The following is an 18,149-nucleotide window of genomic DNA, read 5'->3' as shown; positions in this document are numbered from 1 at the left end:
ACTACTGCATAAGAAAACTAATAGGAATGCTGTAGTTTACTTTTACGCTAGTACCGCGTTGTACACCAGGTTTCATTTTGGGTAATAAAGCTATAATACGTTCAGCTTCAGTTTCTAAAAGTTTATCAGGGCCACGAGTACGAATTCCTTTTACATACCCTTTATTATCAATTTGAAACTGAACAAAAACTCTACCAGTAATACCCAATTCTAGGGCGGTAGCAGGATATTTAAAGTTTTCTTGGATATGTAGTTGCATTTTTTCATTAAAACAAGCCTTTTTTTCAGCCTCAGAAGCTAACTGTTCACAGCCTGGAAATACGGGTACATGTTCAATTACTGCAAAGGGTACTACAATATCTTCTTCAACTTCTTCAATCTCAACTTCATCGGTACTTACAATAACTTCTTCAACAGCGGTGTTTTGACTACTTTCTGTACTTTCAATTACGGTTTCTTCAACCTCCTCCATATTCTCAACAATCTCAATTACACTAGGGGCAGAGGGTGGAGGTGGGGGTGGCGGAGTATTAAAGTTTTGGGTAATAGGTACTTCTTCTGTCATATCATCCACTACATTTAAAGTGGTTTCATATTCTTTTACTTGCTCGTACGTCTTATGTTCCAAAAGACGCCAAGTTGAAAACAAGACAATAGTTAATCCAATAACAAAATAAAGACTACTATTTCTGTTTAAATCTGCTTGCGGGTTTTTCTTTAGTTCCATGACTTTAAACATTTTCTTATGATAAATGTATAATTACATAGATATTTAAAACATGATATTTATCAACTTTTAAATTTTGTAGGTAATAAATTGCGATTTTGATAATATCATCTATTTGCGAATAGATGATTTTTTGGAGAAAATAATTTAGTATTGATTAATAGTGTCATTCTAATACGGTCAAAATTGTTTTTGCCCACATGTAGTTTTAAGTACCCTAACTCGAGTTTCATTTGTTGATTTAATTTGCGCCCATACCCCAAATAAAACCGATTTTGATTAATATGAGCTTCATGTAAACCTAAAAAGGGTTCTTCAAAAACTTTTAAATAACTACTATTAGTTAAGGCATAGGTGTATTGTAGCCGATATCGAATTCTAGATTTTAAATAGGTTTCATCTGTATTTACAAACCATCGATTTTCAACACGTAAGCGGTGAGAAAAATTTTTAGAGCTTTTGTACTTAAGCTCATGATAAAGCCAAAACTGATTAGTATCACCTTCATCAAAACTACTTTCAAAAGGGTTTTTATCTAAATACGCTATGCCAACAGATAGTTTTGTAGTAGGGGTAATTTGATACCCTACCCCAGCCTGTACAAAACCAAATTCGGTAGCACTTGCTAGGTTGTACTCTCTAAGAATTCCGCAAAAGGGTAGACTCCATTTTTCATTTAATTGTGCGTTGCCAGATAAGACATACCAAGTGCCTAAGTTGTTTTCTAAAGTTTGTTGTGCAAAGTTTTGGGTTGAAATAAAGCCAATTAAAACAGCCATCAACATCTTTTTGAAATTAAGAGGTAGTAGTGTTACCATAACATAGTATCAAAAGACGTGTGCAAGGTTTTCAAAAAAAAGTAGCGATTAACATGATTAATATCATGTATGTAAGATTTAACATCAACTTAAAGTGAAATTTTTCAAACCTGATGATTGTCATGTTTTTAAAATAGGACTACTACTACTTTTGAACTGATTACTAATTCAATCAAAAATTTTAAGGTATGAGCACTATTAAAAAAGTATTAATTCCGTTCGATTTTTCAGAGGCTTCAGTAACTGCATTAGAATATGGGTTAAGTTTTGCAGGTTATCAAAATGCAATTGAAATTATTGCGGTTTACGCTTGTAATACATCTTTTACAGATATTGATGTTAAAGAAGCAGAAGTAAACTTTAGAAATACGGTAGCAAAGTTTAATGTTAAACTAAAAATTCAACCAGCGTTTAGAATGGTGGAAGGGCCAATGCTACAAACCGTTTTAAATCTTCAGCAGACTACACAAGCTAACCTAATAATTATGGGTACAATGGGTGATAAAAGCCTAGATGAGCATGTGACCAACACATCTAATTTAGTTTTAGAAGCAGATTGTCCTGTAATTTCTGTTCCATTTGGTTTAGAGGGCAAACAACCTAAAGAAATAGCATTAGTGTTAGGTAAAGAAGAAATAGAAGAGCCTAAAGTTTTAGATTTTCTATTAGATATAGCAAGAACATTTAATGCTCAAGTCCACGTGCTTACTATCTATTCAGAGTCTATTTATGAAGAGCAAGTTGAGGTAGAAACTAATGAAGAGTCTTTGGAATATTATTTAGAGCATTTTTATGCAGAGCACTCTTTTGAGAAAAACCAAGATATAGAACAAGGAATATATGATTATATAGAAGAAAAAGGGATTGATTTATTGGCCATTATACCAAGAAATCATTCTCAGAAAACTAAAGCTTCTCAAGGTAGACTTACCAAACTTTTAACGCTGCACTCAAAAGTGCCTGTGTTAACACTAGACTAGTCAATATGGTTGAAGTTTTAGTAATTCTAATAATTACCATTGTATTGTTTATCTGGGGTAAGTTTCCGCCAGATGTAGTGGCACTATTATCATTGATAGCCCTCTATTTGACAGGAGTTTTAACAATGACAGAAACCTTAAGTGGTTTTAGTAATGCAACTGTAATAATGATTGCTGCTTTGTTTATCATAGGCGAAGGACTCTCAAGAACCGGATGGACAGCTCTTGCTGGTCAGCGCTTTGTACAATGGGCAGGTAAAAGTGTTCCTAAACTATTAGTTATTGTAACACTAGGAGCAAGTTTACTATCTGGTTTTGTGAGCAATACAGGAACTGTCGCAGCACTTTTACCCGTTACCGTTACCGCTGCTTGGAATGCAGGTACACTGCCATCTAAATTGCTAATGCCAGTAGCCTTTGGTTCAAACACTGGTGGATTATTAACCTTAACCGGTACACCACCAAATATTATTGCAAGTAATGCATTAGTAGAGAACAATTTTGAAGGCTTTTCGTTCTTTGAATTTTCACTTATAGGAGTTCCTCTTTTAGTGATAAGTATATTGTATTTCCGGTATTTGGGATATCGGTTGCTTCCTAATAAAAAAACGGGAAATAAGCCAGCTGATATTGACCAAGAAATGCATAAATGGATTGAAGGGTTTAGCGTTGGAGAAAATTTATACAGGCTTCGAATTCGCTCTATGTCGCCATTAATTAATACAAAGATTGCCGATTGGGGTTTTGAAAAAAATCATCAGGTTGCAGTAATGCGCTTAAAAAGGCGTCACCCAAGTCCGTTACAACAAAAAACACCATTGTATGTTGAGCTACCAGACCCAGATACAGATTTGCGTTACCATGATATTATTACGGTAAAAGGCGAACCCGAGGCTGTAGACAACCTTGCTGTACAGTATAGTTTAGGGGTAGTATCTACACCAAAAGAAAAAGATTCGCTTAAAGAAGAATTAATCAATCAAGAAGTGGGTATGGCTGAAATGCTGATAACACCAAAATCAGTTTTTGTAGGCAGAACCATCAACTTAGGTAACTACCTAGAAATGTTTAATGTTCAGTTGGTCGGTGCTTCTAGAAACAATAGACCCTTAACTGGGCGAATTAAAATAAACGCTGGAGATGCTTTTGTAATTCGTGGTAAATGGGAAAATATAGAGGCGCTAAAGTCTATGTATGAGAACATAGTAATATCTGGTAGTCCAGAGTCATTATCTAAAAATGTAGCAACACTAAACGCCAGAAGTTACATAGCGTTGGGAACATTGGTTTTAATGATTGTGCTTTTGGTACTCAAATTATTACCAGGTGCAATTGCGGCGCTTATTTGTGCAGGTATAATGATGCTTACCGGTTGTGTGCCCATCACAAAAGCCTACAAAGGCATTAGCTGGACAAGTGTAGTTATGATAGCAGGTATGATTCCTATGGGGTTGGCATTACAAAAAACAGGAGTCGCTGAGTTGGCAGCTACAACATTAGTAGATGCTTTGGGTAGCATACACCCAACGGCCCTTTTAGCAGGTATATTTTTATTAACTACTGCTTTTAGCCAAACAATAAACAATTCTGCAACAGCAGTTTTAATGGCACCCATAGCCATAATAGCAGCAACATCACTTGGGGTTTCTCCCAAGCCATTTTTAATAACGGTAGCCATAAGTGCTTCAACAGCATTTTTAACTCCCGTAGGTACGACAACTAACGCCATGGTATTATCCGCTGGCGGGTATTCATTTATAGACTATGTAAGGGTCGGTGGCCCATTACTGTTTTTGTTTTTTCTGTCAACGGTAGCATTAGTGCCTTTGATATGGAAATTTTGAATCAACCTTTAAAACAATAAAATAAAGAATCATGGTAGAAACTATGGAGAATTTAGAAAAATATGGCCTAAAAAATGTAGAGGCCCATTGGAATTTAGACGCTGAGACCTTACAACAATTAACTGTTGAAAAAGGCATGGGTGTAGAAACAGAAAACGGAACCTTGGCCGTAAATACGGGTAAATTTACTGGTAGATCACCAAAAGACCGTTTTTTGGTAAAAGATGAATATACCAAAGACAAAGTTTGGTGGGGTAGAATTAACAAGCCCATTTCACCTGCAAATTTTGACAAGTTAGAAAACGAGATTGTAAACTATTTATCAGGTAAAGAAGTTTTTGTGAGAGATGCTGCAGTTTGTGCAGACCCAAGATTTCAAATGAATGTTCGTGTAATTACTGAGTATCCTTGGTCTAACTACTTCATCAAAAATATGTTTTTAAGACTTTCAGAAGAGGAGTTAGAAAACTTTGAAGAAGAATGGTTAGTACTGTGCGCACCGGGTTATGAAGCTCAGAATCCTGGTGAGTTTGGTATTATTGCAGGTAATTTTTCTATTTTAAATTTTACTAAAAAGATTGCACTGGTTGGGGGTTCTGCATATACCGGTGAAATGAAAAAAGGTATTTTTTCAGCCTTAAATTTAATCTTACCTACCGAAAAAAATGTATTACCAATGCACTGTTCGGCAAATGTTGGTGAAGAAGGTGATACAGCTATTTTCTTTGGATTATCAGGTACAGGTAAAACCACCCTTTCTGCTGACCCTGCTCGAAAGTTAATTGGAGATGACGAACATGGATGGACCGCCGACAACATTATATTTAATTTTGAAGGAGGTTGCTATGCAAAAGTTATTGATTTAACCGAGGAAAAAGAACCCGATATTTATAGAGCAATTAAGCGTGGAGCATTGCTCGAAAATATTGTATTTAAAGAAGGCACAAAAGAAGTTGATTTCTTTGATAGCTCAATTACACAAAACACTCGTGTGAGTTATCCTATAGATCATATTGATAATATAAAGACACCATCTTTTGCCGAAAATCCAAAGAATATATTCTTTTTAACCTGTGATGCATTTGGGGTGCTACCTCCAATATCTAAATTAACACCTGGCCAAGCTGCCTATCACTTTATTTCTGGGTATACAGCTAAAGTAGCAGGTACAGAGGCAGGAATTAACGAGCCAGTACCATCTTTTTCTGCATGTTTTGGAGAACCTTTTATGCCATTACACCCAACAGTTTATGCTGAAATGTTAAGTAAAAAAATGACAGAGGCTGGGGTAAATGTATGGTTAATAAACACGGGTTGGAGTGGTGGCCCTTACGGTGTAGGTTCTCGTATTAAATTAAAATATACCAGAGCTATGATTTCTGCCGCTTTGGAAGGCGAATTGGATAAGGTTGAGTATCATGTTCATCCCATTTTTGGTTTGAGTATGCCAAAATATTGCCCAAGTGTACCAACAGAAATTTTAGACCCAATGAACACGTGGTTACAAAAAGGAGCTTACATTAGTAAAGCAATACAATTAGCACACTCTTTCCACATCAATTTTGATAAGTTTGCAAGTGAAGCAACAGAAGAAATTATAAACGGAGGACCACTAATTGATTCGCATCATGAAATGGAAGCCCACTTTTAAAACACAAACATGTTTCAGATAGAAAATCTTGGACCTTGTGAATTCAAATCTCCCCTGCAGTTAAGTACTGTTAGGGGAGATAATATTTTCAATTTTGTACCGGATAGTGAACGCATTATTTATGATGTTTCTCTACAGGGGTATACACATTGTTTAACAAACAATGAAGAACCACTGTGCTTAGAAAAATCTGGACCTAGACAAGATTTATACTTTGACTCTAAGACCACACGGGCAGCTGTAGTAACCTGTGGTGGTTTATGTCCAGGTATAAATAATGTTATTAGAGGTTTGGTTATGGGGCTTCATTACTTTTATAATATTGAAAAAACCTATGGAATTCCCTACGGTTATGAAGGTTTGAATCCTGAAGTAGGTCATGAGCTAATTGAACTAACCCCAGAAAAAGTAAAAGATATTCATCATTTTGGAGGCACTATGTTGGGCTCTTCTAGAGGAGCTCAAGATGTTGGTGTAATGGTTGATACATTAGTGGCAAATAAAATTAACATGTTGTTTGCTATAGGCGGAGATGGCACGCTTAAAGGTGCAAATGCGATAGGCGAAGAAATTCAGAAAAGAGGCCTTAATATTAGTGTAATAGGAATTCCGAAAACCATTGATAACGATATTGATATCATAGATAAGTCTTTTGGTTTTGAAACCTCATTTGATATTGCGAGTAATGTCTTAAGAGATGCTCATAACGAAGCTACCGGAGCATTTAATGGTGTTACCATTGTAAAAGTCATGGGTAGAGATAGCGGCTTTATAGCTGCTTCAGCCGCCCTTGCTATGCCAGTAGTGAATTTTGTATTGATACCAGAGATGAACTTTCAGTTGGAGGGTGAAAACGGATTTTTACACCATCTAAGAAAACGCTTAGTAGCTAAACGTCACGCAGTTGTTGTAGTTGCAGAAGGTGCAGGCCAACATTTATTTAACAAAAGCGAAGTTCGAAAAGATGCATCAGGTAATATTCAACACGATGATATTGGGGTGTTTTTGAAAGAAAAAATTAAAAATCACTTTAAAGGAGATATACCGGTAACCATAAAATATATTGACCCTAGTTATATTGTTAGAAACGCACCAGCTAACCCAACAGATAGTGTGTTTTGTAGTGGTTTAGCGTACCACGCTGTACATGGAGCTATGGCGGGTAAAACTAAGTTTGTAGTAGGTAGAGTGAATAATAAATTTGTGTATTTACCTATTTCAGCGGTTACTCAAAAAAGAAAGAAAATAGATTTAGAAAGTGAATTTTGGTTTTCTGTGTTACAGAGTACTGGGCAACCATTTACGATGTAAACAACAAAAAAAGCCGAGACAAAAAGTTGCCCCGGCCCAAATTAACTAAACGTATTGGTTGATTAGGTTCTCGTAAAGTTCTTGTTTGCCACTAGTTAATGGTAATTCACCATTTGCTTTGGCAAGTTCATATAAATCTTTCATTGATAATTTACCGTCTTCAAAATCTTTACCTTTTCCACTATCGAAAGAGGCATAGCGTTCTTTTCGCATCTGGGTATATTTAGAAGAAGAAATAATTTTATCTGCGGCAAGTAAACCTCTTGCAAACACGTCTGCACCACCAATGTGAGCGTGAAAAACGTCATCTAAATCAGTAGAATTTCTTCTGATTTTAGCATCAAAATTTACACCACCACCTTGTAAACCACCTACCTGTAAAAAGGTTAGCATAGCTTCTGTAATTTCAAGAACATTATTTGGAAATTGGTCTGTGTCCCATCCGTTTTGGTAGTCTCCACGGTTAGCGTCTATACTACCTAACATTCCCGCTTGCCCAGACACTTGTAATTCATGCTGAAAAGTATGTTGAGCTAAGGTGGCATGGTTTACTTCAATATTCATTTTAAAGTCTTTTTCTAAGCCATATTCCCTAAGAAAACCAATAGCAGTAGCGGCATCAAAATCATATTGATGTTTTGTTGGTTCCATAGGTTTTGGCTCAATAAAGAAAGTACCTTTAAAACCTTGTGCTCTGGCATAGTCTCTTGCCATGGTTAAGAATTGCGCCATATGGTCTTGTTCCCGTTTCATATCCGTATTCAAAAGCGACATGTAACCTTCTCTACCTCCCCAAAAAACATAGTTTTCGCCATTTAATGCCATGGTAGCGTCTAAGGCTAATTTTACCTGACCACCAGCACGTGCAACCACATTAAATTCAGGGTTGGTAGCAGCACCATTCATATATCTAGGATTAGAAAAACAGTTAGAAGTACCCCATAAAAGTTTAACGCCAGAGGCAGCCTGTTTTTCTTTTAAATGGTCTACTATGGTAGCCAATCTTTCTTCAGATTCTGTAAAAGTGCTTCCTTCATCAATTAAATCATAATCGTGAAAACAGAAGTAATCAAAACCCATTTTAGTGATAAATTCAAAGGCTGCATCTGCCTTATCTTTTGCGCGTTGTACGGCATCTGAAGCTTTATCCCATTCAAATTGCTGTGTTCCAGGGCCAAATGGGTCTGCACCTTGACCACAGAAGGTGTGCCAATAAGCAACCGCAAATTTAAAGTGTTCGCTCATAGTTTTACCTGCCACCACTTGGTTGGGGTTGTAATATTTAAAAGCTAGCGGATTATCAGACTCTGGACCTTCGTATTGGATATCTCCAATACCCTTGTAGTATTCTTTGTTTCCTATTAATGCCATTTTATATTATTTATGTTTAGTTTCTAAAATTAATTTCCAATTGTTGTAGGTAGTTATAAAAGCTTCGGTTTGTGCACTTGGTTTGATTGTATTGATAACCGAATTAAATTCGAAAGCCTTGGCCAAAGAAGGATAAGCCCCTGCGGCAAATGCTGCTGCTTTTGCAGCGCCGGTTGACCCAGTAGTTTCTACTATTTCGATAGTTACATTCATTACATTGGCAATAGTTTGTGCAAAAACTTCAGCTTGAAATAAATTATCGTTACCAGACCTTATCAGCGAAAACTCAACGCCGTCTCCAGCAAGAATTTCCATTCCGTAGATAAAAGAAAAGGCTATGCCTTCTAAAAAAGAACGGTATATGTGTGACTGACCATGAATGTTGTAATTGATATTGTAAATGGCAGCTCCTGTATCGGTATTGTTTAACATGCGTTCAGCGCCGTTTCCAAAAGGTATAGAGACCAGCCCTTGAGCACCTACCGAAACCTCCTTGGCCATCTGATTCATTGTGGGGTAGTCAATAGCGCTGCCTTTAGTGTTTTTACGTATCCAGCTGTAGGCTATACCCGCTCCATTTATGTTGAGTAGTTTTCCAATACGATTTTGTGCTGCATTATGATTAACATGCGCAAAATTGTTAACTCGTAACGTTTCTTTAGTGGTGTTAGCTTGGGTAACGGCGTACACTACCCCAGAAGTACCCCCTGTAGCGGCTATCTGGCCTGGTTCTAAAATTCCTAAGGATAAGGCATTGTTAGGTTGGTCACCTGCACGGTAAAGTACAGAAGTGCCTTGGTTTAATCCTAATTCTTTAGCGGCTTTTGCAGTTAATTGTCCTTGTAATGAAAAAGTGTCAACCACCTTTGGTAATAAATCAGTAGAAACATCCTCAGCCTCAAAAAGCCAAGTTGCAGGCTGATTTTCTTTAAAATCCCACATAATACCTTCTGAAAGTCCGGAAGCAGTAGTTGTAAATTGCCCTGTCATTTTTAAAGCGATAAAATCACCAGGTAATAAAAGCTTGTGGGTCTTGGCAAAAATCTCGGGTTCATTTTCTTTAACCCATAGTAATTTTGAAAAGGTAAAGTTGCCGGGAGAATTTAATAAATGCCCAGTACATTTTTCTTCTCCTATTTTCTCAAATAAATTATTACCGTAGGCTACGGCTCTACTATCACACCAAATAATTGATGGTCGTAACGCATTACCATCACTATCAACAATTACCAAGCCGTGCATTTGGTAAGAAATGCCCAAGCCATTAATAGCTGTTTTGTCTACTTTCGAAGTTGCCAATAATTGATGTGTTAACGTACAAATATGATTCCACCAGATATTAGGGTCTTGTTCTGCCCAACCAGCTTCATGGGTAATCATTTCCATTTCCTCTTCAGGATACTTGCTTTGCGCAACACATGCCCCAGTTTCTGCATTAACTAATGATGCTTTAATAAAAGAACTTCCTAAATCGTATCCAATAAAATACTTCATGGCTATAGTGAATTTCTAAAATGAATTGTTGTTGGAATTTTTCGTTGAATGGGTTGATTGGTGTTTACAAATTCAGCAGCCGATTTTCCCATGGCTTCAAAATCTGTGGAAACCACAGTAATTCCTTTATGAATAAATTGCTTCATTGGGGTTTCGTTGTAAGATAAAAACCCAACGTTTGTTCCCGGCTCTAAACCTTTTGCTTTGCAATAGGCTAAAAATTTCCCCAAAATTCTATCACTCACACTTAGGTAAGCTTCACCAGTGTTTACGGTATTAAAATCTTTTTCGGTTTTAATTGCGAAGGGGATATTATTTTCTTCACAAAACTTTTTAAAGTATAGCTTACTTTCCTCGGGGTGATTCGTATATGTTGGATAAATAAAATTAACCTTTTGGTACTTCTTTAATTTTGATAATGCTTGTTGTAGTGCATCACTAAAGCCTTGGCCAAAATCTTGAAATACACTGTTATAGTCACTTTCAAATTCTGTATTCCAATCTAAGATTAAAAGGTTTTTAGGGTTAATTTTTGATAAAGTAGCATTTACGTCTTCATGTTTAAAAGGCATTACTACATACTTGGTGTACTTACCTAATGCATTGTTGATGATGGTTTTAAAATTATCAAAATGATAATGATGGAATTGTACATCAACAATTGTGTTTTCTTGAATACTATCTATAAAAGAGTGGTACAGCACCTCTTTGTAAGCTTTAAAGGTGTCTATTAATAACAAGACTTTTCTGGTCTCATTAGCCACAAAATACCCTTTGTTGGGAACCGATTCTACGGAGCCTTCTTCTTTTAGCACCGAATACGCTTTAAAAACAGTATCTCTAGACAAGTTGTAATTAGAACATAAATGATTCACAGAAGGCAGTGCATCACCCGTATTTAGTTGACTTTTGGCTATAGCTTGATTAATGGTTTGTACCAACTGCCTATAAATAGGCATGGTACTATTTTGATTAATTGTAAACTGTAAATTGAAAGCCATCTAAGCGTACTGTTCTGGTCTGTTCTGCTAAGATACTAAATTAAAATTTAAAGACTTACTTTTAAAAAAGGATAGATTGATTTTAATTATCAGGATTAAGGTTAGTTTCAATATTTCTAATCACCTCAATTAAAGGAGCAGTCCAAACCTCGGTTTCGTTAGCTTTTAGGTATTCTAATAGTTTGCGGTGGGCAGGTAAAGAAACGTCCATGGCATGTTCACCGCCAACCCCATGGAAAAGAAATATTAACAAAGCTTTTTTTTCAATGGCTTGTTTAACCAAGGCAATCAATTCATCACCCGTTTCACCAACTATTGGGTAACTATCCAAATTGTAAAGGTCTATTTCGTTAATGGTATGCATTTGAGGACGTACCGCACGTGCACCAACCAAATCATCTTTTAAATATTCAATAAAAGTATTTTCGCCATTAACGGTAAAATCTCCGCAGGTATATGCAAAGGTCCGCTTCTTCTTGTTATCTAATGCTTCTAGTAGGGTATTGTTGATTTTAATTTCATCTACCATACGTTCTACGGTATAGGTAGCCATATCATAATTTTTATTAACCCAGGGCCTATCTTCTTTTCCTATACAAGGGTGATAGATGGTGTGATTGCCTAGCTCATGACCATTATTGGCTATTTGTCTCCAATCTTTTAACCTATTTCTAAAGGCTTCTGAAAAGGTAGAAACATAAAAAGTTCCTTTTAGCCCTAGTGAATCCAGTACGGGGATGGCGTGGTCTAAATGTACATTTAAGGCATCGTCATAGGTAAGCACAACCGCCGCTTTTTTGCCTTGCCATGGTTTTTTGTTTAATTCTATAGGGTCATAATTACGAAATGGCGATGCTGGCAAGCCTTCTTTATTGTATAAATTGGCTCCTTGCGGATTATCTGCCCATGCATAACGTACATATCTTGGATGTTTAATTTGTTCATGGCTAACCACAACGGTATTGTTTATAATTTTTGCATTTGCCCAGACAAACTCTTGGTCTTCTCCAGCAATTTCAAATCGTTGTAAAGGTTTGCCATCTTTGGCAGTCAATCCGCTACCTATATGATCAAACGAAATTACTATGGTATTCCCTACTACTTTTGAAGTAGTAAATATAGGCCCGGAATAGACTAGGTCTTCCTCGTATCCTAATTTTAGGGCGCCTAGGGCCAAACGCTCACCTACATCTTTTTTATTTAGCGGGTGAATATCGTTCCACTCTCCCAAATCAATGGCAACAGCCATTGCCGTTTTAGGTTCTGTTAGTGCGGAAAATTGTTCAAATCGTAAGGTTGCCCAGTTACTTTCTGTAGGCAAATAATCTACATCTTGGTAATTGGCTAATTGTACATAAAGAAAGGGTGCTTCTGGAGCATTAAATTGCTTGCGCATGTCTTTGAGCAATGCCTTAAGATAATTTCCATAGCCTTTTGGGTTTCCTGAGTTGGATTCGCCCTGATACCATAAAAAACCTTTAACATTTAATGGTGTTAATGGAGCTAGCATGGCATTGTACAAACTTGTAGGTTGGTTCTGCGCCCAAAAAGAATTGTAGGTGCCGGGTTTGTAGCCTCTGGGTTTTGGACCAAAAACCTCCCCTACTTTATACTTCCATTCGCCCATTAAATCTACGCTGACCCCATTGGCTGTAAGTTCATAGTTTTTATCGGGTACAAATCCTCCTTTACCGTTAAAATTGGTAACCCGTATTACAATAGAATTACTTCCTTTTTTGAGTACACCTTTTGGAACGGTATACCTTCTTGGTGGATATTTATAGGTAATGTTGCCTACTTTGGTGCCATTTACATAAACCTCGTCTGCATCTACAATACGGCCGATGAATAATTTTACATCAGTTTCTAATAAAGTCTCTGGCACGGTGATTTCTTTTCTAAACCAGACAACACCATTAAGGTTTCTAATTCCTTGGTCTTCCCAATAGCCTGGTATGTAGAAATTATTCCAATCTGTTGTAGACGCCTCTGGGTTATACCATTTTGGATTCGCCAATAGGCCCATATCCTTTACTTTTTGTTCAGTTCTATTAGTGGGGCGCACTGTAAATTGGTTGGTGTAACTGGTATCTTTATTTTGTGCAATAGTTTTCAGGTCTTCTGGAAATGTTTTAAATCCATCCTCACTAATCCATGATTGTATGGGCGTGCCACCCACACTTGCATTAATAATGCCGATTGGTACCTTGTATTTTTCATAAATTTTCTTTGCAAAAAAATACGAAACAGCTCCCATGGACATGATATCTCCTTTGACTGCAGGCTTCCATTGGCTTTGTGGTAAATCTTGCTCAGGTGAAATAAGGTTGGTTACCGTGGGGATGAAGAAATTTCTAATTTCATCATTAGCTGCGCTGGAAACCTCCGTAGGGTAACGTTCTTTTACCCGCTCCATAGGCGTTACCATATTGGATTGGCCAGAACAGACCCAAACATCTCCAAATAAGATATTTTCTAGTTTTATTTTATTTTTTCCGATAAAGGTTATCTTATGTGGACCACCCGCGGTTTGTGCTGGTAAAACAATGCTCCAGTCCCCTGCTTCATTTGCAGAGGCTTTATAGGTTTTACCTTTGAATCTACATGTTATTTGTTCATTTGGTGATGCCCAGCCCCATAAGGTGGTTTCAGCATTGCGTTGCAAAACCATACCATCACTTATCAATTGTGGTAGCTTTATTTGTGCCACTACATTGGTGGTTACCATAAATAAACCCCAGAACAATAGCTTTACAAGCTTCATGGTTTTCTTTGTTATTTTTGGTTTGTACTGTTCAATTTATAAGCAATTCCCATTTCTAGTCCTCTCAATTCGGCAAGCCCTTTTAAGCGCCCAATCAAAGAATAACCCGGATATAATTCTGTACCTTCAAAATCGTGCAAGAAACCATGGTCTGGGCGCATTGGTAGACTTATGTTTCGCTCTTGCATCAAAAGCAGTAATTGTTCCATAATAGCCTCCATGGGATTGTCACCATTTAGATGTTCAGATTCTCTAAATCGCCTGTACGCCTCATGTTTTACATTTCTCAAGTGTAAAAAGTGTATGCGTTTACCGTGATTTTTGATGATGCGTACTAAATCATTTTCAGGTTGACCTCCTAATGAACCCGTACAATAACAAAGTCCATTTGCATGTACAGGTACCGCGGTTAATATTTTTTCAATATCTGCTTCCGTGCAAACAATTCTAGGTAAACCCATAACAGAAAACGGTGGGTCATCTGGGTGTATAGCCAATTGCATACCTAATTTTTCGGCAACTGGAGCTACTTCAGATAAGAAATAGATGAGGTGTTCGCGTAGTGCATTGTCATCTATACCTTTGTATGCTTCTAATAAGTTAAGAATTTGTTCGGCTGTGAAATTATCTTGGCTTCCCGGTAGGCCAAGCAGTACATTTTGAAATAGTTTTTCCTTTTCGGCCTTGGAAAGTGTTGCGCCATATGTTTTTGCTTCGGCTATCTTTTCAGCTATGTAACTTTGTTCTGCACCAGGTCTTTTTAGTAAGAACACATCAAAAAAGATAAAAGCGGTTTCATCATATAATAATGCTTTGGAACCATCTGGATTTTTAAAAGCATGTTCTGTGCGTACCCAATCTAAAATGGGCATAAAATTGTATGTAACAACTTTAAGTCCACATTCTGCCAGGTTTGCCAAGCTTTGTTTGTAATTTTCTATGTACGTTTTATAATTACCTTGTTTGCGCTTAATATCCTCATGAACTGGCAGGCTTTCTACAACGGTCCACTCCATGCCTTGTTCGCGAATCCATTCTTGACGTTTTTTAATATCGTTTACCTCCCAAATAGCGCCAACGGGAATTTCATGCAAAGCTGTTACGATACCTGTTACGCCAGCTTGGCGAATATCTCTAAGTTGAATTTTATCATGCGGTCCATACCAACGCATGTTTTGTTGCAAAGTATACATAAGCTTAGGTTTAAAATCCTATGCTATTACCGCCGTCAACAGGAAGTACCGTTCCGGTAACAAATTTTGCATCTTTAGAAGCTAAAAAATAAGCGGCATCTCCTATATCTTCTGGTAGACCCATTTTGCCCATAGGTGTGCGTGCAAAAACCTTTGCTTTGCGTGCTGGATCAGAATCTAAAGCAGCTGCCGTCATTTTTGTTTTTATAAAGCCTGGAGCAATACAATTCACTCTTACATTAAATTCTGCTAATTCAACAGCTAAAGCACGTGTAAAACCTTCAATAGCCGTCTTACTAGAAGAATATGCAATTACGTATGGTAGTCCATATTGAGCTGCCATAGAGCTGATATTAATGATAGTACCTCCACCAGTTACTTTCATTTTTTTAACAACTTCTCTGGTTATGCTAAATACACTAAATAGGTTCGTGTGGATAACTTTTGCAAATTCCTCATCGGTAACCTCGGTGAAATTTTTCTTCATATTAATTCCGGCATTGTTCACCAGAATATCAATTTGGCCTTCTTGTTGGTAGATCTCTTCAATCATTTGAGGTATATCTTCGAGATTGGCCAAATCAAATAAAATGGGTTTTGCGTTTGCCCCTAATTCTTTACAAGCATTTTCGGTTCGTTCTTTGGTTCTTCCAATGATATAGGTAGTTATGTTATTATCACAGAATTTTTTTGCCGTAGCAAAACCGAGACCCGAATTACCTCCGGTTACAATTGCAACTCTTTTTTTCATTTACTAGGTTTATTTAGTGCCAACTAGGGCGAATACCCGGGGCAAAAGGAAAATTTAATGATTTATAATAGGCTAAATCATGAGCTGGTTTTTCCATTTCAATAGGAAAATCCATTTTTGAAAACGTTTGAAAATAACTCATACATGCATCTTTCCACCAAATGGCTTCTTTAAGTTGAATTTGCAAACGCATTGCGGTCTCATGATATTGATTTTCATCAATATAAGGTTTTATTTTTTCCCAAGTTTCTATCATTTCTGATACTTGGTTAACACCCTTTTGGTAATGAATACCAAGGTTATCCCATAATGTTCTACCATTTTTAAGTTTATAATCCCAAGCAACATGATGAAACCATAAGAGGTATTCCTCTGGGCATGTCTCTATATTTCTAAATTTTTCTGCAAGTTCTGGAGCGTATTGTGCTACTGCATTGCTCCCAGATTTTGTACGATCAAAACCAACACCAAATTTATCTGCTTTATGGTAATAAACCGGATTCCACTCTGGTCTAGACAAATTAGAAACCCAAGGACCGGGACCATAATGATGACCTGAATCAAAAATGTGATGTAAACCCAGTGGATTCATATAATTTACAACCATTTCTCTAGATTTTAGCATGATTTTTTTAATAGGCTTAATGAATTCTTCATCCTTGGTAAACGTAAGTCTTAGCCATTCATCTGCAATCTTTTCTGCTTCAAGATTTGGATTCCAAGCCAAACGACCAAACCCGTACCAATCTGCTTGCCCAAATAAGTGTCCAGTCCAATTTAAATCGGTTCCTATGTTCGCTACTCCAGCTATACCGGTTAGTTTATCATCATTTTTATGCAAAGAGCCATTTATAACCTTTGCAACTGTAGAACCTTTACCTTGCTGGAATGTGTCTGATTGTAATACCTCTTCAAATAACTTAGGTAGAAAAACTAAGTGGGTTGCAAAGCCCAAATATTCTTTAGTGATTTGAAACTCCATCATTAGAGGGGTATTTGGCATTGCCCCAAACATTGGATGAAATGGCTCTCTTGGCTGAAAATCAATAGCGCCGTTTTTGACCTGAATTAGGACATTTTCTAAATATTGACCATCATCAGGGACAAATTCACTATATGCTTGTTTAGCTCTATCGGTTGGGTCAATTTCAGAATATACAAAGGCACGCCACATAACAATTCCCTTGTGTGGGGCTAAAACAGACGCCATCATGTTAGCGCCATCTAGATGTGTACGGCCATAGTTCTGCGGCCCGGGCTCACCTTCCGAATTCGCTTTAACTAAAAATCCACCAAAATCGGGTATAAGACTATAAATTTCAGCGGTTTTAGTCTTCCACCATTCAATAACTTTAGCATCTAAAGGATCTGCAGTTTCAAGACCTCCTATTTCTATGGGAGCAGAAAAACGAGCGGTTAAATAGACTTTTATTCCATAAGGCCTAAAAACGTCAGCTAAAGCCTTTACTTTTTCTAAATAATGTGGTGTTAAGATTAAGGCATTAGAGTTAACGTTAGTAAGTACAGTACCATTAATCCCAATAGATGCATTGGCCCTTGCGTAGTCAATATATCGTTGGTCTATATATGTTGGTAACGTATGCCAATTCCAAATTGAAAACCCAGCGTATCCGCGTTCGACCGTTCTGTCAAGATTATCCCAATGGTTTAGTACTCTAATATCGATTTTAGGATTATCTAAAACATCTAGTTGTGCTATATTTTCTTGTTGTTGTAAAAGATTTAAAAAATGAAATGTACCGTATAATAAACCAGAATTAGTTGGTGAGGTAATCACCGTGTTATTTTGGTTATTTATTCGAACTGTTCGTATAGCAAAACCGTCAGATGATAGATTAGTTAAAGATAGATTTTTGCTTATGTTGTTAGGGAGCGAATTTACTTTTCCAATTATCAATGAATTGCCGGTATTAAGTGAATTATCTTTACTCAAGGTAACCCCCATCATTTTTTTGAGCGCCGTTTTAAGTTCAAAGTCAATTACGGCCGTAGTTTCACCCGCATCATATATAATAACGTTTTTGAGTTGACTTTTGTATTGGTCTACAATTGTTTCGTTATCAATTTTTTTATAACTAAGCCAAAGGTCATAGCCATTTTTTTGCCCATATCCGCTAAAAGCAAACAGTACTAATACAAGTAGTAAAAAGTTATTTTTTGGTTTCAATTTTGTTAGGGTTTAAAGAGTTGGTAAAAAATGACGTTAAAAACTCAAGAATATTG

13 protein-coding genes are annotated in these 18,149 nt (G+C 36.9%); 4 read left to right on the top strand and 9 right to left on the bottom strand.

Annotated features, from left to right (window positions below; all coding sequences use genetic code 11):
• Position 1: 1 nt before the first annotated feature.
• Positions 2–727 (bottom strand): energy transducer TonB, encoded by a 726-nt coding sequence (locus H5V42_RS04050; RefSeq protein ID WP_185781851.1) that lies wholly within the window; start codon positions 725–727, stop codon positions 2–4.
• 107 nt (positions 728–834) lie between these two features.
• On the bottom strand, positions 835–1,506 hold the full coding sequence (locus tag H5V42_RS04045) for a DUF2490 domain-containing protein (RefSeq protein WP_185781850.1): 672 nt from the start codon (positions 1,504–1,506) through the stop codon (positions 835–837).
• A 227-nt stretch (positions 1,507–1,733) separates the two neighbouring features.
• Here H5V42_RS04045 and H5V42_RS04040 point away from each other — a divergent pair, with 227 nt between their 5' ends.
• Genes H5V42_RS04040 through H5V42_RS04025 form a run of 4 tightly spaced genes read left to right on the top strand, consistent with a single transcriptional unit; the run spans position 1,734 to position 7,331 of the window.
• Positions 1,734–2,525 (top strand): universal stress protein, encoded by a 792-nt coding sequence (locus H5V42_RS04040; RefSeq protein WP_185781849.1) that lies wholly within the window; start codon positions 1,734–1,736, stop codon positions 2,523–2,525.
• 5 nt (positions 2,526–2,530) lie between these two features.
• Positions 2,531–4,369: an SLC13 family permease gene (locus H5V42_RS04035; protein WP_185781848.1), complete on the top strand. Its 1,839-nt coding sequence runs from the start codon at positions 2,531–2,533 to the stop codon at positions 4,367–4,369.
• A 31-nt stretch (positions 4,370–4,400) separates the two neighbouring features.
• The gene (gene pckA / locus H5V42_RS04030; protein ID WP_185781847.1) at positions 4,401–6,020 is read left to right on the top strand and encodes a phosphoenolpyruvate carboxykinase (ATP); all 1,620 of its coding nucleotides are present in this window, start codon (positions 4,401–4,403) and stop codon (positions 6,018–6,020) included.
• Positions 6,021–6,029: 9 nt separating this feature from the next.
• Complete coding sequence (locus H5V42_RS04025) at positions 6,030–7,331, top strand: ATP-dependent 6-phosphofructokinase (protein WP_185781846.1); 1,302 nt, start codon at positions 6,030–6,032, stop codon at positions 7,329–7,331.
• A gap of 45 nt (positions 7,332–7,376) precedes the next feature.
• Here H5V42_RS04025 and xylA read toward each other — a convergent pair whose 3' ends face one another.
• The 7 genes from xylA to H5V42_RS03990 all read right to left on the bottom strand — a co-directional run bounded on the left by xylA (position 7,377) and on the right by H5V42_RS03990 (position 18,093).
• Positions 7,377–8,702: a xylose isomerase gene (gene xylA / locus H5V42_RS04020; protein WP_185781845.1), complete on the bottom strand. Its 1,326-nt coding sequence runs from the start codon at positions 8,700–8,702 to the stop codon at positions 7,377–7,379.
• A 6-nt stretch (positions 8,703–8,708) separates the two neighbouring features.
• Positions 8,709–10,196 (bottom strand): xylulokinase, encoded by a 1,488-nt coding sequence (locus H5V42_RS04015; RefSeq protein WP_185781844.1) that lies wholly within the window; start codon positions 10,194–10,196, stop codon positions 8,709–8,711.
• 2 nt (positions 10,197–10,198) lie between these two features.
• On the bottom strand, positions 10,199–11,197 hold the full coding sequence (locus tag H5V42_RS04010; protein WP_185781843.1) for a GntR family transcriptional regulator: 999 nt from the start codon (positions 11,195–11,197) through the stop codon (positions 10,199–10,201).
• 82 nt (positions 11,198–11,279) lie between these two features.
• Positions 11,280–13,961, bottom strand: coding sequence for a sialate O-acetylesterase (locus tag H5V42_RS04005; protein WP_185781842.1), 2,682 nt, complete (start codon positions 13,959–13,961; stop codon positions 11,280–11,282).
• An 11-nt stretch (positions 13,962–13,972) separates the two neighbouring features.
• On the bottom strand, positions 13,973–15,145 hold the full coding sequence (gene uxuA, locus H5V42_RS04000; protein ID WP_206682537.1) for a mannonate dehydratase: 1,173 nt from the start codon (positions 15,143–15,145) through the stop codon (positions 13,973–13,975).
• A 19-nt stretch (positions 15,146–15,164) separates the two neighbouring features.
• Positions 15,165–15,905: an SDR family NAD(P)-dependent oxidoreductase gene (locus H5V42_RS03995; RefSeq protein ID WP_185781840.1), complete on the bottom strand. Its 741-nt coding sequence runs from the start codon at positions 15,903–15,905 to the stop codon at positions 15,165–15,167.
• A gap of 13 nt (positions 15,906–15,918) precedes the next feature.
• Entirely contained in the window at positions 15,919–18,093 is a 2,175-nt protein-coding gene (locus H5V42_RS03990; RefSeq protein ID WP_185781839.1) for an alpha-glucuronidase family glycosyl hydrolase, read from the bottom strand.
• Positions 18,094–18,149 lie beyond the last annotated feature (56 nt).

The sequence above is a fragment of the Croceivirga lutea genome, assembly GCF_014235875.1.
Lineage (GTDB): Bacteria > Bacteroidota > Bacteroidia > Flavobacteriales > Flavobacteriaceae > Croceivirga > Croceivirga lutea.
Note: the sequence above shows the minus strand (reverse complement) of the source record. Positions and strands in the feature narration are given on the sequence as shown.

Coding starts and splice junctions, on each gene's coding strand:
- H5V42_RS04010 (WP_185781843.1), bottom strand. CDS start 11,197: ATGGCTTTCAATTTACAGTTTACAATTAATCAAAATAGTACCATGCCT.
- H5V42_RS04040 (WP_185781849.1), top strand. CDS start 1,734: ATGAGCACTATTAAAAAAGTATTAATTCCGTTCGATTTTTCAGAGGCT.
- H5V42_RS04050 (WP_185781851.1), bottom strand. CDS start 727: ATGGAACTAAAGAAAAACCCGCAAGCAGATTTAAACAGAAATAGTAGT.
- H5V42_RS04025 (WP_185781846.1), top strand. CDS start 6,030: ATGTTTCAGATAGAAAATCTTGGACCTTGTGAATTCAAATCTCCCCTG.
- pckA (WP_185781847.1), top strand. CDS start 4,401: ATGGTAGAAACTATGGAGAATTTAGAAAAATATGGCCTAAAAAATGTA.
- H5V42_RS04045 (WP_185781850.1), bottom strand. CDS start 1,506: ATGGCTGTTTTAATTGGCTTTATTTCAACCCAAAACTTTGCACAACAA.
- H5V42_RS04015 (WP_185781844.1), bottom strand. CDS start 10,196: ATGAAGTATTTTATTGGATACGATTTAGGAAGTTCTTTTATTAAAGCA.
- H5V42_RS03995 (WP_185781840.1), bottom strand. CDS start 15,905: ATGAAAAAAAGAGTTGCAATTGTAACCGGAGGTAATTCGGGTCTCGGT.
- H5V42_RS04035 (WP_185781848.1), top strand. CDS start 2,531: ATGGTTGAAGTTTTAGTAATTCTAATAATTACCATTGTATTGTTTATC.
- xylA (WP_185781845.1), bottom strand. CDS start 8,702: ATGGCATTAATAGGAAACAAAGAATACTACAAGGGTATTGGAGATATC.
- H5V42_RS04005 (WP_185781842.1), bottom strand. CDS start 13,961: ATGAAGCTTGTAAAGCTATTGTTCTGGGGTTTATTTATGGTAACCACC.